Origin of the sequence: Niastella sp. (assembly GCF_045805085.1) — a bacterium.
Lineage (GTDB): Bacteria > Bacteroidota > Bacteroidia > Chitinophagales > Chitinophagaceae > Niastella.
Genome location: NZ_JBJMLX010000302.1, coordinates 1 through 23342, shown reverse-complemented (window position 1 = coordinate 23342; position 23342 = coordinate 1). Strand labels below are relative to the sequence as shown.

Here is a 23342-nt window from a genome sequence, read left to right as displayed (position 1 = left end):
TATTAAAGAACCGGCAAGGAGATACAGCTTCCGCATACAAAGAATTTATACCAATATTAGGTGCATTTGGTAAGAATCAAAAACCGGCAGTGTAAAAGGCAGAAGGCAGAAGGCAGAAGGCAGAAGGCAGAAGGCAGAAGGCAGAAGGCAGAAGAAATGCCGGCGGCGCAAGGTAATTTAATCTCAACAGTCGCGAACCATTCACGATTGCCGATTCACGATTGATCCTTTTTATTTTGCTGCAGTTAAGTCGTGCAAGGCGGCTTCAAGTCGCTGTTGTAATACCTCGTATTCTGTATAACCCGATGCCAGCAGAATAAACTTCAATTCGTTCACCTGCAATAATACCTGCGGATACCCTTTTACCTGTAACTGTTTACAGCTATCGAATTCATCATATGCTTTTTCTTTATAGGAAGGGTCTTTCAACAGGTTATAAAACTCATCAACGGGGATTGCATACTTTTCCAATAAATGACGGTAGGCTTCGTTGTCATCGAGGTCGCGGCCTTCAAATTGTAAAGCATATTGCAGGTCGGCTGCAAAGGCCACCTGTTTATGAGGATAGTATTCTTTGAATACGCATAAGGCAATGGCTGGTTTTTCAGAGTTGGGGAACCAGTCGCTCAGTTCTGGGTTTTTGAGATGCCAGAGAAAGTCTTCACCAAATACAGCGCCTGTAGCTTCTGTTACTGCTTTACAATTATTTAAAAAGTAATCAGCCATTACGCTTATTGGCTTTGGTGTTTCAGTCAGGATCATACCGCCTGAAAGTACTTCAAATTGTACCTGGTTGCTATACGCTGCAGCTATCCGTTCCATAATGGGGCTGAATGCATAACACCAGTTGCAATAAGCATCGTAGCAATAAAAGATTACCGGGTTCATATATAATGTGAAATTACAGTAATCCTTTTAATTTTAATAAAAACGGCTATCTATGCAAAACACAGATAGCCGTTTCCGATAGCAGTAAGATACTATTTTTTACTTCTTTCGTTTCCTGTAAATAAGAATGGCTTCTTCGGTAATATTGACACCGGTTTTTACCAGTCCTTTCAGGGTAAGTATATTTTCATCAACACCTATTACGACAAAAACCTTAGCGTCATTGCCAGTAACATCATTCAACTTTAATACAGTGGGCCGTCTTTCATCAACCACTCTTTTACCTAATTCGTACTTCACTTCTTTAACCAGCTCTTCTTTAAGGTTCCACCGGTATTGCTTTGTTTCATTGGTGCATCCGCTTTTGGAAGTACCTAAATAAGTTTTAGCACTGTAATCGGGGAACAATTCTATTTGCTGGTCTTTTCTGCATTCATCAAATTCCCAAAAGGCATCGGATGAACGATAGCCGTCTTTATTGAGATCAACTGGTTTTTTGAATTTAACAGACTGTAGTACCCACAAACCCGTAAACTGAGAGGTGTCGTATTGGGCGTATAGTGTGTAAATGAAAAAAAAGCAAACTACGCATGAAGCCAAAATTCGTTTCATAGTATAAGATTAAGGGTATAGTTTACAGAAACGAGTTTCTATAAAAAGAACGCCGAAAGATCAAAAATATTTCTGGTAAAGTGAAATGTTTACTTAAAAAACACCTTTAGCAATCATTTACTAATCAATACTTCCAGCAATATTTTTGCAGGCGGCCATAATTCTTTTACAAAAACATCAAAACTTGCTTTACCCTTAATATTATGGGGAAGATTTTGCCAGATCTTTTCATCCCTAGCAATTAATTCCAGTTAGAGAATGTGGTCATTGGTAAATCCTTCCAAAACGATGAAGCGGCCAGGGATGAGATGTTCAAATTGCATAATATACTACTGGAAGTGTTACAGGTGTTTATAACTTATTTACAGATTGGCTCAATTGGCAGACATAAAAAAGTCCTCCCGGGTTAACGAGAGGACTGCAAAGTAAGTTTACGTTTATTTTAGAAGCGTCTGCTCGGACGGCTACCGCCATTACCACCGCCACCTGAACCTGATGAGCCACCGCGACTTGGAGGGCTATAGGTTCTTGATGGACCACCGCCACCAAAGTTTCCGCCGCGTGGGGATGAAATATTGCCTTGTGGTTGTTGCATCGGTCTGCTTACTCTTGGCTGGTCGAAACTACGATTGCTTCCTCCCCAACCATTCCCTCTGGTTTGGTTTGGCATATCGAACGTGCGTTGGGGGCGGTTGCCTGATGGATCATAATTTCCTTGCACTGATCTGTTGGGCATCTGAAAACGATCGGAACGAGGCTGGTTAAAATTACGGTTGGTATTTGAAGGAGGGCTTACCCTGTTTGGAGTGGATGGGGCATTAAACCTGTCATTGTTACGTGGGTTACTCCAGGTTCTGTTATTTGATGATCCACCGAAATTTCTGTTACTGGGGTCAACCCGGTTGTAACTCCGGTTATCGTTATAACTTCTGGTACTAAAGCGGTTATTGTTTGCATAATTTCCGCGGTTATAGTTATTACCACCATAAGAAGAAGCATACCGATTGCCCGTATAAGGCCTGTTATAGTTATCATAAGTTCTTGTTACCACACCGCCTCTGTTACGATAGATATTCGTATTGGAATAATAATTATTTACAACAGTTACATTAGAATGGCTACGGTAAGCATAATAGCTGTTGCGGCCATAGTAACCACTGCGGTAGTAGTATGATGGTCCATAGTAGCAGGGACGATATACCCGTGGGCCCCACCAGCCACCGCAACCCCAATACCCCCAGGGATATGCATTACCAAAGCCAATGCTTACATTAAACCAGTCGTAACCAAAGCCAACACCAAAGCCCCAACCAAACCAGGGATTATAGCGGATACCGAATCCCCAGGTGTATGGGCGTGGATAATAATAACGACCGTACCAGGGACGATAGTAATAACCGGTTCCATATACTACTGTTGGTCCGTATACATAAGCATTTAAATAACCTGGAGTATAACCCATGTATACATAATCAGGTGTTACATCATAAATGTCTACGTATTTCATGTAATACACCGGGTAACGTGGTGGAATAAGTGCCACTGCTGCAGGACGGGTTACACTAACTACCCACGGACCTGCGGCATTGGGAGATTCAAACCAAACCCCATCGTCAACGGTGTAATACCGGCCATGCCAGCGGACTACTGATCCGGAGGTATTGGTTGCATACGACATATCGGTGCCATCAATTGCTTCAAATTGGGGATCACCATCATAATCGATATCTGCTTTTGCTTTGTTACGTTCAACTTTAGCGGTTTGTGGTATTTGAGCATCTGCAACGGCGTCATTTGCCTGTTCAGTTCCGGCTACGCTGGCCAGTACATTATCTTTGGGCGAACCTTTAGGGATCTTGGCAAATTCAGCAGGCAGTTTGTCTGCTGCTACATATTGCCAGTTACCGCTAAGGGTTTTAGAAGTATACCAACGGCCGGAAAGCAACACGTAATACTGTTGTGAATTAATGTCCATGAAAATATCGTTCTCAGAGTTGGACACATACAGTAAACCGGTGCCTTCCACTGCTGCGAAATTGGCCTCTCCTTTTGACTGGATCAATTCTGCAGGCTCGGTGGTTACCACAATATTGTAAATAGTATTATCGTCGGTTTCTTTTCCTTCATCCGTATTGTTTTTCTTATCAGCTGCTTTGATCTGGGTTTCTATTTTAGCCAGGTTGGAAGGAATTTCAGTGATGATCTTATAAGGGCCGTCGGCTCCGGGAGCTGTATACCAGTGTTTGCCACCGTATAAGTAATATTTACTGTCGTGGTTTTTTACGAGCACGAACGGCGTATTTACAACGGCGTCAACGCCCCAGTCTTTATTGGCTTTCAACTTGGGATCGCCATCAATTGAAACCAGGATGGAAGGAACATTGGTGTAAATAACTTTCGGCGGATTGTTATTGATCTGACTGGCCAGGTTCGTTTGCTGTTTATTCAGGTCGAGTGAGGTTTTCAGATCATTGAGTGGAAAGGAAATATCCCAGGAAGGGGTTTTATCCTCGAGGGTATTGGCAATGGTTTCCAGCTTATCGTCATTTGATTCACCAGGCAGTTTAATGTTGGTGATGTAAATGCTTTTAATGTTAACCTGCGATCCTGCTGTTTCAGTAGTGGCTTTTAACCAGGCTACACCAAAAACAGGTTCTGTTTTACCATTTTCCAACACAGATATAGCGGCATGCGCTTTTAACGTGTTGTCTTCAAATGACTCAGGTTGCCATTGATATAGCTTAAGGATGGTCCCTTCAGAAGTAGTTGCTGTTTTGGGCCAGTTTTCCTGGGCCATAACAAGATGAGTTATCATGCTACCCATCAAAACGGCCACAAGTGTAAAGATCTTCATACGGGAATTTTTATTTTTTATAGAATTGTACAGGGCAATTGTTATGTTAATTTACTACCATTAGACGGTAGTTTTAGTTAGAGGTTTGTCAATGACCCTGGCTTTTACAAAATATTAGACAAAACAAACGTTAAAGGGGGGTAGTTTCAGTGCCAATTTAATGACTTTTTAACAAGGTTGCCAGCAGATACTGTCATTTAGTCTTTTACGTGTATTTTTGAACGAGTTATGAAACACCGGAACAATCTTTTTATTGCCCTGGAAGGAATTGACGGCAGCGGAAAAAGTACGCAGACCAAATTACTGACCGAACAATTAACAAACCAGGGACACAAAGTTTATAGCACATTTGAGCCCACCAACAACCAGATCGGTAAATTAATCAGGGATATTCTGAAGGGAAACACCAAAGCTGATTATCGCATTATTGCTGGTTTGTTTGTGGCCGATCGCCTGGACCATTTGTTAAATGAGGAATATGGCATTGTGAAAAAACTGGCGGAAGGGTACACCGTGATTATGGATCGTTATTATTTTTCTTCCTACGCTTATCAGGGCGCGCATATGGATATAGATTGGGTGATACAGGCCAATGCCATGAGCGCAAGTATTCTTCGCCCCGATATAAATATCTTCATCGATGTTGCACCTGAAATAAGTATGCAACGTTTACACGCAAACAGGGATACTATCGAGTTGTTTGAAACGCTCGATAACCTGAAGCTGGTACGTTCAAAGTATATGGAGGCTTTTGAAAAATTAAAGGGGGATGAAAATATATTTTCTGTTGATGGCAATCGTACTCCTGAGCTGATTGCAGGGGATATTTGGCAGAAAGTAACGTCGATGCTTACTTAACAAACTTCATCGGGTAGTTGTATATTCTTACTATAAAAAAAACTCCGCTCAGAGGTCCTGAGCGGAGTTGAAGAGTTTAGTGTGCTTCCAGCCAGTTGATACCTGATCCCAGTTCTGCTTCAACAGGCACTTCATTGGGTAATGGCAGTGCGCTGCGCATACAATCCAGAATAATGGGTTTGATAGTCTCTACTTCTTCCTTTACGGCATCAAACACCAATTCGTCATGCACCTGCAGGATCATCCTTGATTCAAAATTATGTTTGCGGAATTCATGGTAGATCTTCACCATCGCCAGCTTGATCATGTCGGCCGCTGTACCCTGAATGGGTGAGTTGATGGCGTTGCGCTCTGCAAAACCACGCACGGTAAAGTTGGACGAACCAATGTCGCGCAACCAGCGTTTACGGCCCATGATGGTTTGCACATAACCAGTTTCGCGGGCAAAGTTGATGGTGTCATCCATGTACTTTTGAATGCCGGCAAACTGTTTTTTATAATTGTCGATTATTTCCTTTGCTTCTGTACGACTGATGCCCAGGTTATCGGCCAAACCAAACGCACCCTGACCATAGATGATACCAAAGTTCACGCTCTTGGCTTTATAGCGTTGTTCCTTGGTTACTGCTGACTCTTCAACACCATATACTTTTGCGGCAGTGGCGGTATGAATGTCAACACCTTTTTTAAACGCTTCGCACATAGCAGGGTCCCCACTGATGCCGGCAACAATACGTAATTCTATTTGCGAATAGTCGGCCGAGATCAATACGCGGTTGCTATCGCGTGGTACAAATGCTTTGCGGATCTCGCGGCCTCTTTCTGTACGAACAGGAATGTTTTGCAGGTTAGGGTTATTGCTGGAAAGGCGGCCCGTTACGGCAACAGCTTGTGCATAGGAGGTGTGAACCCTTCCGGTTTTGCGATTGATTAGCTCAGGCAACGAATCTATGTAGGTTGATTTCAATTTGGTGAGTTCGCGAAACACCAGGATGTCTTCAACGATCTTGTTCTGGTTGGCGAGTTTCAACAACACGTCTTCACCCGTAGCATATTGACCGGTCTTTGTTTTTTTAGCTTTGGGATCAAGCTTTAATCTTTCAAAAAGTACTTCACCCAATTGACGGGGCGATGCCAGATTGAATTTAACGCCGGCCTGCTCATACACACTGTCTTCTGCCCTCGCGGCTTCACGTTCCAGTTCTTTTGAATAGTCGCGCAAAAAATCAACATCCACTTTAACGCCTTCATATTCCATTCCCATCAACACTTTTGCCAATGGATTTTCTACTTCGCTAAAAACTTTTTCTACTTCCTTGGACTTGATAAGCGGCGCCAGCACCTGTTTCAACTGTAAGGTAATATCGGCGTCTTCTGCGGCATATTCGCTGATCTTGTCAATAGCTACATCACGCATGTTCAGCTGGTTCTTGCCTTTCTTCCCAATCAATTCTTCAATGTGAACGGGCTCATAACCCAGGAAACGGGCGCTGAGCATATCCATGCTGCGTTTTCCATCGGGTTCTATTACATAGTGAGCCAGCATGGTATCAAAAGTTTCCCCTTTTAATTCATAACCATACCACTTCAAAACCAGCATATCGTATTTCAGGTTCTGGCCAATCCAAAGCACATCTTCCCTTTCGAAAACGGGTTCAAACTGTTTCAGCAGGGTAAGGGTGGCGTCCTGATCGGCCGGGCAAGGCACATAGTAAGCTTCGCCGGGTTTGAAGGAAAAGCTCATGCCCACCAGCTCCACATCATTGGCATCTATACCTGTTGTTTCGGTATCAAAGCAAATTTCTTTTTCTTCCAGTAATTCTTTTATGAGGCTTTTAATAGCTGCCTCTTCCTGTATGGTTCGGTATTGATGGGCTGTATTATGAATGTTTTTACCGGCAGGCACAATATCGCCATCCTGGGCCCGGTCGGTATCGCCTGCTTCTTCGGTTTGTTCTGCTTTAGCGGCTTTGCTTTCAACTTTTGATTTATCTGACTCAACCGGCTGGCCAAACAGATCGGTTTGAACGCCTTGCGGCACGGCGCCGGGTACAATGGAGATCTCTTCGCCCAGAATGCGCTTGGCTACTGTTTTAAATTCCAACTCAATAAATACTTCTTTCAACAGGTCGCGGTTCCAGTCTTTCAGCCTGAAATTTTCTTCATGAAACTCGATGGGCACATCGGTAATAATGGTGGCCAGTTTTTTAGAAAGGATCGCAGAGTTTCTGCCATTGCGCACTTTTTCGCCCAGCGCTCCTTTTATTTTATCGGCATTTTCCAGCACATTTTCCAGCGTACCGTATTCGGCCAGCAACTTGGCGGCTGTTTTCTCGCCCACACCCGCTATTCCCGGGATATTATCGACAGCATCGCCCATTAACCCGAGGATGTCAATAACCTGGTGTACTTCCTTAATGTTCCATTTTTCACAAACTTCTTTGGCGCCCAGGATCTCGGCATCACCGCCCTGGTAACCGGGTTTGTAAATTTTTATGTTACCATCTACCAGCTGACCATAATCCTTATCCGGCGTAACCATGTATACCACATAGCCGGCAGCGGCGCCTTTTTTACTCAGGGTGCCAATAACATCATCGGCTTCAAATCCATCTACCTCCAGCACGGGGATATTAAAACCACGGATAATTCTTTTTATATCGGGAATGGCCGCCATCAGGTCTTCAGGCGCTTCCTGGCGGTTAGCTTTATAGTCAGAAAATTCTGTATGCCGTTCGGTGGGGGCCTGCGTATCAAAACAAACAGCCATATGCGTTGGCTTTTGGTTGTTGATAAGATCGAGCAGGGTATTAATGAAACCAAACTGGGCGTTGGTGTTCTTTCCTTTTGAAGTAATTCGTGGGTTGCGGATCAATGCATAGTACGCACGAAAGATCAGCGCCAGGGCGTCGAGTAAAAAAACTTTCTTTTCAGTAGATTGATTCTCCATATGGTATCCTCCAATTAATATTCTCAATTGCCCCGAAGTTAACAACTATGATGCTAAAAAAATTGGTTAATTAGCCCATCGGTCCGATAGTTATACCGGGGTGTGCCCCGATGGCTAATAACCTAATATTGGAGTTTTCCCCACCTGATATTATCCAGGTTTTTCTACAAAAATTTCTATTTGGGGTAAGAAAATTATCGTGTTAGCGTCTATCCTTTCATTTCCTGTAACTGTTTTTGCAGCGTGAACATTTCATCGCGCAAGCGGGCAGCTTCCATGAAATCAAGATCACGGGCAGCTTTCTCCATTTCCTTCTTTGTTTTGGTAATGGCTTTTTCCATTTGCGGAATGGTTTGATACACCACCTGCTCTTCCGCGGCATATGTTACCAGGTCTTCACTCGGCGCAATCGCATGCGGGTTGTTAGGATCATATCCTTTAATATCCAGCACCGATGTTTGAGCAAATACCTGGTCGCGCGATTTTATTACTGTTCTTGGCGTAATGCCATGTAAGGTGTTATGGGCAATTTGTTTTTCGCGGCGTCGGGTTGTCTCGTCAATAGTGCGCTGCATGCTTTCTGTCATGGTGTCGGCATAAAAGATCACCAAACCGTCAACATTACGGGCCGCACGGCCTGCCGTTTGGGTCAGTGATTTTTCATTACGCAGGAACCCTTCTTTATCAGCATCCAGAATGGCCACTAGTGATACTTCCGGCAGGTCGAGGCCTTCCCTTAACAGGTTCACCCCTACCAGTACATCAATTTCGCCCAAGCGCAACTGGCGTAAGATCTCCACCCGTTCCAGGGTATCAACCTCACTATGAATGTATTTCGATTTTATATTGATCCGGTGCAGGTACTTATCCATTTCCTCGGCCATGCGTTTGGTGAGGGTGGTTACCAGTATACGGTCGCCTTTTTTAACAGTTTTATCAATTTCATCCAACAGGTCATCGATCTGGTTCACACTGGGGCGAATTTCAATCGGCGGGTCCAACAAACCTGTGGGACGAACCACCTGCTCAACCACCACGCCACCGGTTTTATCCAGTTCATAATCCCCGGGGGTAGCCGAAACGAATATGGTTTGATCGAGCATAGACTCAAACTCGTGAAAGTTCAGGGGCCGGTTATCCAATGCGGAAGGCAGCCGGAACCCATAATCAACCAGCACCAGTTTACGGCTTCGGTCGCCCCCATACATGCCGCTCACTTGCGGAACGGTTTGGTGGCTTTCATCGATCACGCATAAAAAGTCTTTTGGAAAGTAATCGATCAAACAGAACGGCCGGGTACCGGGGTGGCGGCGGTCGAAGAACCGGGAATAGTTTTCAACCCCATTACAATAACCCAGCTCGCGGATCATTTCCACATCATAGTTCACTCGTTCGTTAATACGCTGGGCCTCAATGAATTTACCCACGCTTTTAAAGTATTCGACCTGGGCGGCAGCTTCATCCTGAATTTCGGCCAGGATCTGCTGGATCATGTCTTTGGGCGCCAGGTACAGGTTAGCCGGGAAGATGGCGGCGTTCTCCACCATTCCAATGCGCTTGTTGGTCTTTATATCAAGCGTTTCGATGGTCTCAATTTCATCGCCAAAGAAAGTAATGCGATAGCCAAAGTCAACGTAAGGCAGGTTGATGTCAACGGTATCGCCCTGCACCCGGAAGTTACCCCGGTTAAAATCGATGGTACTGCGCATGTACAGGGAGTTCACCAGTGCATGCAAAAAGCCCTGGCGCGAAATTACCTGTCCCTGGTGAATGCGAATGATCCCGTTCTCAAACTCGGCGGGGTTACCAATACCATATATACAGCTTACCGAGGCTACCACTATAATATCCCGGCGGCCGCTGAGCAATTCAGTAGTGGCCTGCAGCCGGAGTTTGTCCAGTTCTTCGTTAATACTCAGATCTTTTTCAATATAAGTATCACTTACGGGCATGTAAGCCTCGGGCTGGTAGTAATCGTAATAACTAACAAAATACCCTACCGCGTTCTCGGGAAAGAATTGTTTGAACTCACCGTACAACTGGGCCACCAGGGTTTTGTTGTGGGTAAGTACAAGGGTAGGTTTTTGTACCTGCTGAATAACATTGGCAACGGTAAAGGTTTTACCGGAACCGGTTACCCCCAGCAGGGTTTGAAACTGTTCACCTTCGCGCAGCCCGGTTACAAGCTGGCGAATGGCTTCCGGCTGATCGCCGGATGGTTGGTATGGTGCGTGTAATTTAAATGGCATAGTATAATTAAGACTCGAATAAGGTACAAAAGTGTACCCAAATTTACCGCCTTAACCCCTTCCAAAGTGTGTAAACTTTGGAAAGGGTGGGGTTTATTATAAACGATTTTGGCTTTTAAATGTTCGCATGGAATGCGCTATCGGGCAGGCAGGATCCCCTACTAAACGTTAAATTTTCCGGTTCAGGTAGGAGGTATAGTCGGGGATGTTCACCATGTATTCTTCACTCATAAGCGGCGACGTGAGAATAAAATCGGCAGTAGCACGGTCATTGGCAACGATCACGTTCCAGGCAATGGCCACCCGTAACAATGCTTTAACGTCACTATCGTGCGGTTGTGCTTCCATGGGGTCCCAGAAGAAGATCAGTACATCCAGGTCGCCGCTGGCGATAAGGGCGCCAATTTGCTGATCGCCGCCCAATGGCCCGCTGAGTAAGGCCTTCACCGGGCGGTCGAGGCTGTTCTCGAGCAGCTTGCCGGTTGTACCGGTGGCAAATAATTCATGCCGGGCCAGTACGGTCTTATTAAACTCTGCCCATTCTATCAGGTCTTTCTTTTTGTTGTCGTGCGCTACTAAGGCAATACGTTTACGGGCATTTAATTTTCTTACTCTAAGCATAGACTTATGTTCTTGGTGTATTATATAAGCGGGAACAAGGTAATTGACTTTTGAAAAACTTTAACTGCCTGCGTTGAATTTTATTAGCGTGTCAAACGTTTTCCACAATCGGGCATAGTAATTGTTAATAGTGAAGTTCCAGAAATTGACCCATTAAATTCAATGAAGAAAGGCGTATTGGTATATTTAATATGCCTGCTTGTACACGTATGTACAGCGCAGGAAGTTCCATCGGTACTACCGATGGTCAATACCGATTCTACAGATACTTCCTCTTTTATTACTGATCTTACATTGAACGTTCGCGAAAATTCAAAAGTTATTTTAAACTGGAAACAGCCGGAGGATACTACGTTTACCTTTGCGTCCATTGAGAGAAGCAGCGGTGGCCGTGAGTTTGAAGTGGTGGCGGTTATTAAGCAATCAGACATAAAACCCGATAATGAATGGGTAGACGATTCACCGGCGCGGGGCCGCAGTTTATACCGGGTACGCTTTTCCGGTAAGGACGGGTTTCAACAGGCGTTCTCAAAACCGAAGGAAGCGCTGGTTGCAGGTGATATATCCTTTCGCTTTTATCCTAACCCGGTAGATAATATACTTATTGTACGGTCTGAGGCAGTAGCCGATATTCAAATTGTAGATGCCACAGGCAAGCAACGGATGAATATAAACAACCTGCAGGGATTACAAACCCTGAATGTAACCACGCTTGAAAAAGGCATTTACTTTCTGCGTATAAACAACCACACTACAGGTTTGCTAACCCAGGAAAAATTGATGAAGAACTAAAGAAACGTTCTCCGGGGATATGCTCAACCGATACTAGCAACCGCAGAGGCCTTTTATTTAAAAATGTCAATAACTTTCCTGCTCTTCATCAGTTTTTGTAAAACAGCGCTGTTTTGTAATGTGTAATTAATTGATGTGCTTATTGTTATACAGATAAATAATGCATGTATTTATACGTAGAAACAGCTATTAAATCTCCCAATTACCTTGGTATTTTTACTATTACCACAAAATGGTATTGCAGATATCAGATTTCAACATTACTTTTACCTCGGTTTTTCATAGGATATTGGATTTTAAAAGCGGGGTTGAATTTCTATTCAGACCCCTTTTTTATTTTATAGAACTCCCGTATTAACCCACACGATATAGGTCCCTTATAGAACATTATATGCAAAAAAAATAGTCCTCCCGATACATCGGGAGGACTATTTACTTACTAACCCATATAAATTCAACTGAACCTAAAAACAATATGCAAATGAAAACCGCTTAGAAATCATTCGCTATTTTTCAAATTATTAAGCTTGTTGCATTTCAGTGATCTTTTCCCTGATCTTGATCTCAATTTCGTTCGCCAGCTCAGGATTATCCATCAACAACTTTTTAACCGCATCACGCCCCTGGCCCAATTTATCAGAGTTGTAGCTGAACCAGCTTCCGCTTTTATTTACAATGCCCAGTTCCACACCCATATCGATTATTTCACCCATTTTTGAAATGCCTTCGCCAAATACGATATCAAATTCTGCGGCGCGGAAAGGAGGAGCTACTTTATTTTTTACCACTTTTACTTTAACCCGGTTACCGATGGCTTCGTCACCGTCTTTAATTTGTGCGCTACGGCGTATATCCAAACGAACCGATGCGTAGAACTTAAGGGCGTTACCACCGGTAGTGGTTTCGGGGTTACCGAACATTACGCCGATCTTTTCGCGCAGCTGGTTAATAAAGATGCAAATGGTGTTTGTTTTATTAATGGTAGCGGTGAGCTTACGCAGGGCCTGAGACATTAAGCGGGCCTGTAAACCCATTTTGCTATCACCCATTTCGCCTTCCAGCTCGCCTTTTGGCACCAGGGCGGCTACAGAGTCAATTACCACTACATCCAGGGCGCCTGATAAAATAAGACGGTCAGCGATTTCCAGGGCTTGTTCACCGTAGTCGGGTTGAGAGATAAGCAGGTTATCTACATCAACACCCAGTTTTCTGGCATACAGGCTGTCAAAAGCATGTTCCGCATCGATGATGGCGCACATGCCGCCTTTTTTCTGGGCTTCTGCTATAACGTGAATGGCGATGGTGGTTTTACCGGAAGATTCAGGTCCGTAGATCTCAACGATACGGCCTTTGGGTAAACCGCCGATACCCAGAGCTACATCTAAACCAATGGAGCCCGTGGATATTACTTCCATTGGTTCCGTTGACTTTTCATTCATCATCATCACACTTCCCTTGCCGAAATCTTTTTCAATTTTATCTATAGTAAGCTTGAGCGCTTTTGCTTTTTCGTTTTCTGCCATAATGGGTTGTTTTTATTGCTTTCAAATTTACCGATTGCCAAATGTAGAGAAAATTATATTATCAACACTAATTATTTTAGTATTGATGCACTAATTATTTTGGTGGGAATATGTAATTCTTTAATAGGCCTGTACCACCCTGGGTTCGTTTCTGGACGGTCCCTGGGCTACCACTTTACTACAAAAAAACTACTTCCGGGCTACTTCCAGACTACCCTTTTCCCAGACAAAGGGGTAGTGAATAGGTAGTGTTGAGGTAGTCCAGATATGGAGGAGAAACGAAGGAAAGGGCAACAAAAAACCCTGCCAGCGCGACGTAGCAGGGTTACCCACATGAAATTTCGAGAAAACTACTTCGGAAAAGGCAATGGCTGAAACCATGCGGGAGAACAAAGTGACAAATATTCCCAATACCAATCAATACCACTTAGTGGTAGTTTTTAACACTCAGCCCTGTTCACATAAGCATTAAATTATATGTTTTTGCTGGTTAGCTGGTGGGGGTATTGTCATAGTTCCTGGTTCGGAACGAAGTCCCGCATGCGCATGGAGTTTATCGGTACATTATATATTTATGAGGAAGAAGAACTGCCGTTTAATAATCTCCGTTAGTTAGGATGGCTGCTTTTAAATGGAGGTTCATTGGCGCATTTAAATATGACTGATGCTGCTACCCGCTGGTTGCACCCGTTGATAAATTATTGCCACATTCATTGGATAGCCAGGATTAACCCTCCAATATTTATTAAAGTAAACTTAAATTAAGGATTTATATCAGTTTGCAAAGGTGTTATTGGGTTTCCTCAATACCTTTGCGGCTACCGGCACAATACTTGCGTACTGGGGCCAGTAAACGAGGAGGAGTGGACCTGAGGTATTTGGCTAAACTTTTAAAACAACATATATATGAATTGTAAACAGGTGTTATTTACAGGACTGTCTTCTGTGTTACTTTTTTCATGTGTAAGCTCAAAAAAGTATAAAGGTGAAATTGCAAAATATAATGAGCTGAGCGGTAACTATACAAAATTGCAGGGCGATCTTAAAGGGTGCGAAGATGCCAAAGCTGAATACGCCCGCAATAAAACAAGCCTGGAAAGCGAAATAGACAATCTTAAAAAGCAAAATGAATTCCTGAAGCAGAACAATACGCAGGCATTGAAACAACTGCAGGATCTTTCAGTTATTTCTTCATCACAAGCCGAAAGTATAAAAAAATCACTGGATAACATCGGGGCAAAAGACCTCTACATCCAGGACCTGCAAGCTTCTATGGCGCGTAAGGATTCATTGAACATGGCATTGGTGATGAACCTGAAAGGCGCTATTGGCAACCTGGCCGATGAGGATATCAATATCAAGGTTGACAAAGGCGTGGTATATATCGACATCTCCGATAAACTGTTGTTCAACAGCGGTAGCTATGTAATTACTTCCAGGGCAAATGAAGTATTGGGTAAAGTAGCCAAGGTATTACAAGCCCAACCCGATATCGAGTTCATGGTTGAAGGCCATACCGATAACATAAAATTTGCTAAAGGCGTTCTGCTCGATAACTGGGACCTGAGCGTACACCGTGCTACTGCAGTTGTTCGCGTACTGCAAAATCAATACGGGTTAAATCCAGCCCATATGGCCGCTGCCGGTCGCGGGGAATATTTACCTGTAGCACCAAACGATACACCTGCGGGCCGCGCTGCCAACCGCAGAACAAGGATCGTGATCTTACCTCAGCTCGATCAATTCTTCAAGTTGCTTGAGTCCAAAAAATAATCATAACAGCTACTGAATATGTAAAGGGCCCCCGACACATCGGGGGCCTTTTATTTTTAATGCTATTCTAATCTGGTGTACCCGAAGAAAACCGCATGCTTACTGATACGGCTATTGTTTTAAGTGATTTTACCTAAAAAAGGTTGAATGATATTTAATTTTATCATACAGGGCCGCTAATAATTTCTTCAATCCCCATATATGTGATAATTTGTCAGCCTTTCGATCATTTTTTTAGTTGTGATTCGTTTGAATAACGAATTCCTGTAGAAATCGCCCTGACCGGTTGTTATGAAACATGCACAATGGATCATTCTTATTGCCCTTTTCATAGGGGGTTGTTTGCCTGCCTGCCTGGCAAAGGATGAACCATTGATTGCGGTTACAGCCCACCAGGGTGTGTTAGACCTTCGGTCTGCAAACCTGCAGGAGCAATCGGCTCCTTTAATTGGCGAATGGCAATTTTACTGGCGCCGGTTATTGCAACCGGACGATACCGTTTCCGCCACACCGGATTATGTTACCTACCCTTCTCTTTGGAACAAGATAAAATTGCATGACCGGTATTTGCCCGTTGAAGGATTTGCTACCTATTCGCTCACCGTATTGCTCCCCCAAAAGCGGCCGCACCTGGCCATGTTGATGACCGATGTGTATTGTTCGTACCGGTTGTTCGTAAATGATTCTTTATTGTCGTCGAATGGAAAGCCCGATACGTCCGGCCAAACCGCTGTTCCTTATTGGTGCACACAAACTGTAAACCTTCCTGATAATACTGATACCCTGCATTTGTTGTTACAGGTAGCCAATTTCTGGCATACCAAAGGCGGTACTTATAAGACATTGTATATCGGCGAAAGCAACAAACTCACTTTAAATCTTCAACGCGACAGGGCCTATGATATACTGCTGGCGGGTTGTTTGTTTATGGGCGGCTTGTTCTTTTTTGGTTTTTACGCCTTTGGCAGCCGGGATAAAGCCATCCTTTATTTCTCATTGTTCTGTATAGTTTACAGTTATCGCATGGTGGGCACCAGCCTGTATGTGTTGCATGCCGTGTTTCCCAACCTGAGCTGGTTTGTAACCATCCGGTTGGAATATTTAAGTCTTACCCTGGGCGTTGCCCTGTTTTCCCGGTACTTTCAAAGTGTATACCCTAAGGATGCCAACCGGTTTATTGTGAATGCGGTTGTATATATCTGCCTGTTCTATAGCCTGGTTATTTTGGCTATGCCGCCGCGGATCTTTACAAAAGGAATAATGCCGTTCCTGGGCGTAATGTTCTTTTTTATCGCCTTCGCTTTATTCATTTGTATCCGGGCGGTAAAGTTCAAACGGGTGGGGGCCGTATTTGCATTGATGAGCTGTGGTGTAATGCTGCTGGTGTTTTTGATCATCAACCTGAATTACTTCCAGGTAGTAGGAACAGAAAAGTGGATTGTTTTTATTGGGTATGTACTCTTCTTCTTTCTACAATCGCTGGTATTATCGCACCGGTTTGCCTATGCGCTACGTAAAGCCGCCGACGAAGCCCGGCAGGGATTAAAGACCAAAACGGAGTTTCTTTCTACCATGTCGCATGAAATACGTACCCCGTTGAATGTGGTCATAGGCATGGCGCACCTGTTGCTGCGGAGTACACCGCGCAGGGACCAGGAGAAAAACCTGAATGTATTATTGTTCTCGGCCAATAACCTGCTTTCGATCGTAAACGACATCCTCGATTATAATAAGATCGAGGCCGGAAAGATCAATTTTGAAATGGTCCCAATGGATATTGCTTTCATCGCTCAGCAGATCACGGGCGGGTTAAGCAGCAAAGCCGTTGAAAAGAACATTACTTTAAAAACCACCATCGACAGCCGCATTACCCATAAAATTATTGGCGACCCTACCCGCACCTCGCAGGTAATTTATAACCTGGTAAGCAATGCCATCAAGTTTACCGGGCAGGGCTCGGTAGCATTATCGATACAGGCTGAGAAGATAACCGATGACAAAATAACCCTTACCATAAAGGTAACCGATACCGGGATTGGGATTGAACCTGACAAGCAACAATTGATCTTCGATCGCTTTACGCAGGCCGATTCTTCTACTTCCCGTAGTTATGGAGGAACCGGGCTTGGCCTCGCCATTACCAAACGAATACTGGAGTTGCAGGGTGTGGTATTAAACCTGCAGAGTGAACCGGGCAAAGGATCGGTGTTTTATTTCTCCCAAAATTTTACCCTGAGTAATGAACCGGTGACCACAGAAGAGCAGTACAAAAAAAATATCGTTCCGGATAAACAACTGCAGGGCGTGCACATTCTGGTAGTGGAAGACAACCCCTTTAATGTTATGGTGGCACAATCGTTGCTTGAACGCAGTGGGGCCATTGTAGAAGTAGCCACCAATGGGGAAGAAGCACTTGAAAAAATTGATCCCGGAAAATACCAGCTGGTATTAATGGACCTGAACATGCCTGTTATGGATGGGTTTGAAGCTACCCGCCATTTACGCGCCCGGGGTATTACTCTACCGGTAATTGCCCTGACCGCCAGCCTGCCGGCCGAGGTTGAAAAAGATGTGCAAAGCGCCGGCCTTACCGATATAGTGGTAAAACCATTTAACCCCGATGAATTGTTCCGGGTGCTGTTGAAACATTTGAAGTAATCTTCCCTTCACTTTATTCTACCTATTTTTGTAACAAATCATTTATTATGAAATGGGCAGGGCAACGCGAAAGTTCCAATGTTGAAGACCGCAGAGGTTTTTCTGGCGGAGGGCTGGCTGTTGGCGGCGGCATTGTTGGCGTAATTGTCATTTTATTGAAGGTGTTCCTTGGTGGAGATACTTCAGACCTGAACCAGGTGTTGCCACAACAAGGGCCTGCCAAAGAAATGAGTGCCGAAGAACAAAAGAAGGATGACGAACGCGCCAGCTTTGTAAAAGTGGTGCTGGCCGATACCGAAGATGTTTGGGGCAAGCTGTTTTCAGATGCCGGTAAAACCTATACCGATCCCACCCTGGTGCTTTTTAGAGAATCTGTGCAAAGCGCGTGCGGTATGGCCGGTTCTGCTACCGGGCCTTTTTACTGTCCCGGCGACGAAAAATTATATATTGACCTGTCGTTCTTTGAAGAAATGCAAAACCAGTTACATGCCCCCGGCGATTTTGCCATGGCGTATGTGGTAGCGCATGAAGTAGGTCATCATATTCAAAAGCTGAATGGCACCAGCGCTAAAATGGACCGGCTGCGTCAGCAATTGAGCGAAGAAGAATATAACAAATACTCCGTTAAGCTGGAATTACAGGCTGATTTTCTGGCCGGTGTATGGGCCAATCATGCACAAAAAATGAAGAATATCCTGGAAGAAAATGACATCGAAGAAGCCCTGAATGCCGCCAATGCCATTGGTGACGACCGGTTGCAAAAAGAAGCCCAGGGCCGGGTAGTGCCGGAATCATTTACCCATGGTACTTCGGCACAACGCGTATACTGGTTTAAAAAAGGGTTCGAAACCGGCGATGTAAGTCAGGGCAACACTTTTAATGATCCATCATTGAATTAATTTTTTCTGCCGTCTGGCATTATTTTTTAAGACAGTAACGGTATGAGACCGTTTACCTTTCTTATCAGCATTTGGGTACTGTCTTGTAATGGTTCCCCTGGCAATAATTTACCCAAGCAAGACAGTACACAACCTGCCATAAAAGATACACCTACGGCACAAGCTCTTGTGCCTGAAAAGGATACCACCAAACTGGGCGGGCAATGGTTTTTACAACCCGTACTGCCTTCAGACACCGCGATAGGTAAAGTACCCCGGTTGGTTCTTGACCTTTCTACAAAAAAGTTTACGGGCAATACCGGGTGTAACAGCATGAGCGGACAGTTTGATTTTACCGATTCAACCCTGCAGTTTAATCAGCGGATCATTACTACCAAAATGGCTTGTGTGGGCTATAACGAAAAGGCATTTTTGGAAAGCCTGCTGCGCACCAACAGTTATAAACTTCAAAGCGGCATCCTGATCTTGATGTTCGATCAAACAGAGTTATCACGCTGGACGCGTAAAGTAACGCCAAAACCGGTTATTAATAAGGCTTAGGCCTCCGGATCAGTTCTGGTTACAGGGGATTTTTTCAACCCTGCGGGTTTTATGCGATCAATCATATAGGAGCTGAGGAACAACCAGGTTGAACCAATGGAATAACCCGCCAGCACATCGGTAAAATAGTGAACCCGTAAATAGATCCGGCTAAAGCCTATACACAACAACAACGCGATAACCAATAGCAGTAAAGTCCATTTAAGCATCGGGTGGGCTTTCTCTTCTTTCCAGATAATGATCATCAGCAAACCATAAAAACAAACGCTCATAAAAGCATGACCGCTGGGAAAACTGAGTCCCTGGGCGGGCGCGAGTAATGGGATCAGCGGGCGATGGCGGTTAAACAGTAATTTCAATCCAAACATAATAGACACGCTGCTGATAGCAATGGCGCTCACCTTTATTGAATACCGGCTTCTTTTTTTAATCAGGAAATAAATACACAACAACACATTGGCAGGGATCAGAAAGTAATGGGAGCCAAAAAAAGTAATGCCCTCCATAATATCAGTCATACTATTACTAACCAATGAGTGGGCAAAAGCAAAGGCTTTTTCATCGGCGCCGGTTTTATCGAGATAAAAAACCCGGTAAGCAATGAAAAAAAAGCTGAAAAGACTGATCGCAAATACTAAAACGAGGATGATCAGTTCTTTTGACAAAATGACCACTTTGTCGGCTACTTTCTTTTCTTGGGGCGACAGATCGATTTGTGTCATATGCTATTCAGTTAATGCCAGTTAATCAGCGGCTTTACTTTCCTGTAACCATTCCCTGTAATATAAAACTGCCCTTATTTCGCCATACGAATAAGCCTCACCCAGTTTTTCTTTAACCGGATTAGTGGCGGCAGTTTGCAAATTCAACTCCTCTACGGTCTTGAGAATAACGGTTATTTTATTTTCAGTAACAAGTTCCTTTACATCCAGCTCACCTGTTCTTATAAAAGATGCCAGGTGGGTTTCAATGGTTGAAGGGGCCAGTTGTCGCAGGTTTGCTATTTCGGCAATGTTCTTACCTTCTTTAAACAATTGCAGGCTTATCCGGTTCGAATCGCCTTTTTGTGTTTTGGTGGTTTTCTTCCCGGCTTCTTCAACTGTTTTTATGGTGTCGGCTCTTTTCTGGTCTTCTACCAGTTGCAACAGATCAGTGGCCTTTGCGCCTTTTACCAGTCCTTCAGTTATTTGAACAGCCTGTTGTAACAGTTGTTTTTTTCGTTGTGCCAACAACAGTAACTGTTGCAGGTTGGTCACGTATTTTTTTGCTTTGGGTTTTGGTTTTACTTCGGCCATATGGTTAGTAATAGCAGTTTCCATTTCATCCATAGCCTGTAAAAAGTAGGTACTACCGGCCGATACCCGTTGATGGAGAAACTGATAGCCATCCTGCTGGGCGTTGGGTAAAAGCTGCTCCAATTGCCGGGTGAATTTATCAGCCATTTCCTGCTGTTTTAAAACAGCATCCAGTAAGTGCTGACCCCAAATGATGCAGGCGTTTTTATCGGGTATCGTGCGCTTTTCATAATCATCATAATGAATTTGAAGGCCTTCAGCAAGTTTTAGCCAGTCGAAGGTTTGCACCAGGGAGCGGGTTATAAACAACTGTTGTTCCTGCTGTAATTCCTGTGCCAGCTGATCTTCTTCCTGTTCCAGCCGGGTAAATTCAATTACCCTTGTATCGGTATTTATTCCGGAAGGATGAATGCGGGAATAGAGCACCAAACCCGCCAGCGAGGTTAACCGGCTAAGGGCCACATACACCTGTCCGGGTGCAAAGGAAGCGCCCGCATCGATGATGGCCTTTTCAAATGTAAGACCCTGGCTTTTATGAATGGTGATGGCCCAGGCCAGCCGAACCGGGTATTGTTTAAAAGAACCAATCTCTTCCTCCTCTATTTTATCATCTTCATTATTATACTGGTAGCGAATGGCCCGCCAGGTCTCTTTTTCCAGCAGCATGTCGTGTTCATCCCCATCAAACCGCACAAAAACGTCCTCACCGCTGATACGGGAAACGGTGGCGATCTTGCCATTAAAAAATCGTCGTGATTCGCCTTTGTCGTTCTTGATGAACATGATCTGGGCGCCTTCTTTTAATTGAAGCAGCTGGTCGGCAGGGTAAGCCCGGTCATTAAAATCGCCCGTGATCTCAGCCTTGAACCCGCGGGATTTGCTGGAAAGTTTTTCCAGTTGATTCTGGTTGATGGTATCGGCCTTTGCATTATGGGTGGTAAGCGTGATATAGCTTTCATTATCTGAACTTTCATACCCCGGCAGGTAATGCTGGTGCAACAAATCAAGGTCGACAGCAGTAACCTTATTATTACGGATATTATTGAGCACGCCAATAAACTCCTGTTCGTGCTGACGGTAGATCTTTTTTAACTCCAGGTACAACGGTGGTTTTTGCTGCAGTGCCTGGGCATCGAAAAAAAAGGGGCTCTTATATTGATGTTTCAACAGGTCCCATTCTTCATTTTTCACCACTGGTGGCAATTGAAACAGGTCACCGATGTACAACATCTGTACGCCGCCAAACGGTTCGTACTGTTTTTTTCTAACATGACGCAGAATGCAATCAATTTCATCGAGGATATCCGACCGCAGCATGCTTACTTCGTCGATGATCAGCAGTTCCAGTTCCTGCAGTAATATCTTTTTATCGTTGTTAAGGCGCAGACCTGCAAGCAGGGTTTGCGGGGTGTTAAAGGAGCTATTACTGTTCCAGCCACTGGGCTGGGCGGGTAAAAACGAGCCATGGGGCAGCTGAAAAAAAGAGTGCATGGTGACGCCGCCCGCATTAATGGCGGCCACGCCGGTTGGCGCCACCACCGCCAGTTTTTTAAAGGTGTTTTCCCGGATGTATTTTAAAAAGGTGGTTTTGCCGGTGCCTGCTTTTCCGGTCAGAAAAAGATGGCGGTTTGTTTGATTCACAAACCGAACAGCCAGTTGAAACAGTTGATTGGATGTATCGGTAGAAAAAGCCATGGTCTCACTCACTTTGCGGCAAGATAAGTAATGGGCCAGAAAGGGCAATTATAAAATGATCTTAAACAAGTTCCCGGACATTGGGATGTCTGGCACTGTTAGTATTAATAAATAACTTATAATTGTAATATTTGAACTGCCCACAGATACCATTAAATCTTAAAACTGCTTTTATGGATGAAAATACTATTCACCAATTAATTCATGAAATTGATGGTTATAAAGTGATGCTTGATTTTGACCTGGCTGAATTATACGGAGTGTCTACCAAAGCATTGAACCAGGCAATGAAGCGCAATCTTGATCGCTTTCCTCCGGATTTTTGTTTTCAATTGACCAAAGAACAATGGGATTTTCTAAGATCACAAATTGTGATCTTAAAAAATAAAGTGAACGAAACAATTGAAAATCAACGACATTTGAGGTCACAAATTGTGACCTCAAGTTCAAAAATGGGTGGTTCCCGGTATATGCCTTATGCTTTTACAGAACATGGCGTTACCATGCTGGCCAGTATTTTAAAAAGCGAAAGAGCTGTAAAGATGAACATTGCCATTGTTAGAGCCTTTATAGCCATGCGAAAGATAAGCATGCATTATAATGAATTGGCTGAAAAGATTAGAGAATTGGAAATCAGGTACAACAAGCAATTTTCTGATATCTATGATGTGCTTTTGGCCATGCAGGGAGACAAAAAACAGCTGGATGATTTTGCTAACCGGGAAAGAATAGGGTTTAAATTAAAATAATCCCTTTAACCTTAAGGTTTGCTCGCATTAAATATTCTTATATCAAAAACTATTAATGCAAAAAGGTTATTCTAAAGCATTTTTGATGGGAATTATATAAAAGGGATCAGCGGGAACGTCATATTTTAAGCCACGAAATATTAAAACTGACTTTTTTTTATGATCCAGATAATTAAAAAGGGGTAAATTGTAGAAATGACCTATATTAGCAGTGGCTAAATGAAAAAAGCCACCTGTAGAAACAGCTGGCCTCTAACGATTGCTTGCCATATGAAAAAAGAGATAGATCTTGTTGGGGTGAAGCGTTCCGCTTCGTGGTAGCTTTCTTCTTTTCTTACTCTCTTTACCGTGCTACCCTTGTTGATGATGTAAAAATACAGCGCGTC

At 43.9% G+C, this 23342-nt stretch carries 16 protein-coding genes; 7 read left to right on the top strand and 9 right to left on the bottom strand.

Translation table 11 applies throughout. From position 1 onward, the window contains the following. Window positions 1-231 precede the first annotated feature (231 nt). The 3 genes from ACJ751_RS15480 to ACJ751_RS15470 form a co-directional block, all read right to left on the bottom strand. Window positions 232-888: a DsbA family protein gene (locus ACJ751_RS15480; protein WP_407746407.1), complete on the bottom strand. Its 657-nt coding sequence runs from the start codon at window positions 886-888 to the stop codon at window positions 232-234. 99 nt (window positions 889-987) lie between these two features. Continuing rightward, window positions 988-1500, bottom strand: coding sequence for a hypothetical protein (locus ACJ751_RS15475; protein ID WP_407746406.1), 513 nt, complete (start codon window positions 1498-1500; stop codon window positions 988-990). Between the two features lie 442 nt (window positions 1501-1942). Next, on the bottom strand, window positions 1943-4354 hold the full coding sequence (locus ACJ751_RS15470) for a hypothetical protein (RefSeq protein ID WP_407746405.1): 2412 nt from the start codon (window positions 4352-4354) through the stop codon (window positions 1943-1945). Between the two features lie 228 nt (window positions 4355-4582). On the opposite strand from ACJ751_RS15470, the gene tmk reads away from it, so the two are divergent. Further along, window positions 4583-5212, top strand: a complete 630-nt coding sequence (gene tmk / locus ACJ751_RS15465) for a dTMP kinase (protein ID WP_407746404.1) — start codon at window positions 4583-4585, stop codon at window positions 5210-5212. 76 nt (window positions 5213-5288) lie between these two features. Here tmk and polA read toward each other — a convergent pair whose 3' ends face one another. The 3 genes from polA to ACJ751_RS15450 all read right to left on the bottom strand — a co-directional run bounded on the left by polA (window position 5289) and on the right by ACJ751_RS15450 (window position 11032). Beyond that, window positions 5289-8162 carry a DNA polymerase I gene (gene polA, locus ACJ751_RS15460; RefSeq protein WP_407746403.1) on the bottom strand — a complete coding sequence of 958 codons (2874 nt, stop codon included), beginning with the start codon at window positions 8160-8162 and terminating at the stop codon, window positions 5289-5291. A gap of 209 nt (window positions 8163-8371) precedes the next feature. Further along, a complete protein-coding gene (gene uvrB, locus ACJ751_RS15455) occupies window positions 8372-10411 on the bottom strand; it encodes an excinuclease ABC subunit UvrB (RefSeq protein WP_407746402.1) in 2040 nt (679 codons plus the stop codon). Window positions 10412-10579: 168 nt separating this feature from the next. After that, the gene (locus ACJ751_RS15450) at window positions 10580-11032 is read right to left on the bottom strand and encodes a methylglyoxal synthase (protein WP_407746401.1); all 453 of its coding nucleotides are present in this window, start codon (window positions 11030-11032) and stop codon (window positions 10580-10582) included. Window positions 11033-11194: 162 nt separating this feature from the next. Here ACJ751_RS15450 and ACJ751_RS15445 point away from each other — a divergent pair, with 162 nt between their 5' ends. After that, window positions 11195-11824 carry a T9SS type A sorting domain-containing protein gene (locus ACJ751_RS15445; RefSeq protein ID WP_407746400.1) on the top strand — a complete coding sequence of 210 codons (630 nt, stop codon included), beginning with the start codon at window positions 11195-11197 and terminating at the stop codon, window positions 11822-11824. 521 nt (window positions 11825-12345) lie between these two features. Here ACJ751_RS15445 and recA read toward each other — a convergent pair. After that, window positions 12346-13347 (bottom strand): recombinase RecA, encoded by a 1002-nt coding sequence (gene recA, locus ACJ751_RS15440; RefSeq protein WP_407746399.1) that lies wholly within the window; start codon window positions 13345-13347, stop codon window positions 12346-12348. 906 nt (window positions 13348-14253) lie between these two features. Here recA and ACJ751_RS15435 point away from each other — a divergent pair. The 4 genes from ACJ751_RS15435 to ACJ751_RS15420 all read left to right on the top strand — a co-directional run bounded on the left by ACJ751_RS15435 (window position 14254) and on the right by ACJ751_RS15420 (window position 19217). Continuing rightward, on the top strand, window positions 14254-15120 hold the full coding sequence (locus ACJ751_RS15435) for a flagellar motor protein MotB (protein WP_407746398.1): 867 nt from the start codon (window positions 14254-14256) through the stop codon (window positions 15118-15120). Between the two features lie 291 nt (window positions 15121-15411). Continuing rightward, the gene (locus ACJ751_RS15430; RefSeq protein ID WP_407746397.1) at window positions 15412-17778 is read left to right on the top strand and encodes a response regulator; all 2367 of its coding nucleotides are present in this window, start codon (window positions 15412-15414) and stop codon (window positions 17776-17778) included. Window positions 17779-17825: 47 nt separating this feature from the next. After that, on the top strand, window positions 17826-18677 hold the full coding sequence (locus ACJ751_RS15425) for a neutral zinc metallopeptidase (protein WP_407746396.1): 852 nt from the start codon (window positions 17826-17828) through the stop codon (window positions 18675-18677). Between the two features lie 42 nt (window positions 18678-18719). Continuing rightward, complete coding sequence (locus ACJ751_RS15420; protein WP_407746395.1) at window positions 18720-19217, top strand: META domain-containing protein; 498 nt, start codon at window positions 18720-18722, stop codon at window positions 19215-19217. Here ACJ751_RS15420 and ACJ751_RS15415 read toward each other — a convergent pair. Both ACJ751_RS15415 and ACJ751_RS15410 read right to left on the bottom strand, forming a co-directional pair. Further along, window positions 19214-19939 carry a phosphatase PAP2 family protein gene (locus tag ACJ751_RS15415; protein WP_407746394.1) on the bottom strand — a complete coding sequence of 242 codons (726 nt, stop codon included), beginning with the start codon at window positions 19937-19939 and terminating at the stop codon, window positions 19214-19216. The two genes, ACJ751_RS15420 and ACJ751_RS15415, sit on opposite strands and share 4 nt — an antisense overlap. A gap of 21 nt (window positions 19940-19960) precedes the next feature. Next, window positions 19961-22219 carry a helix-turn-helix domain-containing protein gene (locus tag ACJ751_RS15410; RefSeq protein WP_407746393.1) on the bottom strand — a complete coding sequence of 753 codons (2259 nt, stop codon included), beginning with the start codon at window positions 22217-22219 and terminating at the stop codon, window positions 19961-19963. Window positions 22220-22380: 161 nt separating this feature from the next. Here ACJ751_RS15410 and ACJ751_RS15405 point away from each other — a divergent pair, with 161 nt between their 5' ends. Continuing rightward, on the top strand, window positions 22381-22956 hold the full coding sequence (locus ACJ751_RS15405; protein ID WP_407746392.1) for an ORF6N domain-containing protein: 576 nt from the start codon (window positions 22381-22383) through the stop codon (window positions 22954-22956). Window positions 22957-23342 lie beyond the last annotated feature (386 nt).

Coding starts and splice junctions, on each gene's coding strand:
- ACJ751_RS15480 (WP_407746407.1), bottom strand. CDS start 888: ATGAACCCGGTAATCTTTTATTGCTACGATGCTTATTGCAACTGGTGT.
- ACJ751_RS15475 (WP_407746406.1), bottom strand. CDS start 1,500: ATGAAACGAATTTTGGCTTCATGCGTAGTTTGCTTTTTTTTCATTTAC.
- ACJ751_RS15470 (WP_407746405.1), bottom strand. CDS start 4,354: ATGAAGATCTTTACACTTGTGGCCGTTTTGATGGGTAGCATGATAACT.
- tmk (WP_407746404.1), top strand. CDS start 4,583: ATGAAACACCGGAACAATCTTTTTATTGCCCTGGAAGGAATTGACGGC.
- polA (WP_407746403.1), bottom strand. CDS start 8,162: ATGGAGAATCAATCTACTGAAAAGAAAGTTTTTTTACTCGACGCCCTG.
- uvrB (WP_407746402.1), bottom strand. CDS start 10,411: ATGCCATTTAAATTACACGCACCATACCAACCATCCGGCGATCAGCCG.
- ACJ751_RS15450 (WP_407746401.1), bottom strand. CDS start 11,032: ATGCTTAGAGTAAGAAAATTAAATGCCCGTAAACGTATTGCCTTAGTA.
- ACJ751_RS15445 (WP_407746400.1), top strand. CDS start 11,195: ATGAAGAAAGGCGTATTGGTATATTTAATATGCCTGCTTGTACACGTA.
- recA (WP_407746399.1), bottom strand. CDS start 13,347: ATGGCAGAAAACGAAAAAGCAAAAGCGCTCAAGCTTACTATAGATAAA.
- ACJ751_RS15435 (WP_407746398.1), top strand. CDS start 14,254: ATGAATTGTAAACAGGTGTTATTTACAGGACTGTCTTCTGTGTTACTT.
- ACJ751_RS15430 (WP_407746397.1), top strand. CDS start 15,412: ATGAAACATGCACAATGGATCATTCTTATTGCCCTTTTCATAGGGGGT.
- ACJ751_RS15425 (WP_407746396.1), top strand. CDS start 17,826: ATGAAATGGGCAGGGCAACGCGAAAGTTCCAATGTTGAAGACCGCAGA.
- ACJ751_RS15420 (WP_407746395.1), top strand. CDS start 18,720: ATGAGACCGTTTACCTTTCTTATCAGCATTTGGGTACTGTCTTGTAAT.
- ACJ751_RS15415 (WP_407746394.1), bottom strand. CDS start 19,939: ATGACACAAATCGATCTGTCGCCCCAAGAAAAGAAAGTAGCCGACAAA.
- ACJ751_RS15405 (WP_407746392.1), top strand. CDS start 22,381: ATGGATGAAAATACTATTCACCAATTAATTCATGAAATTGATGGTTAT.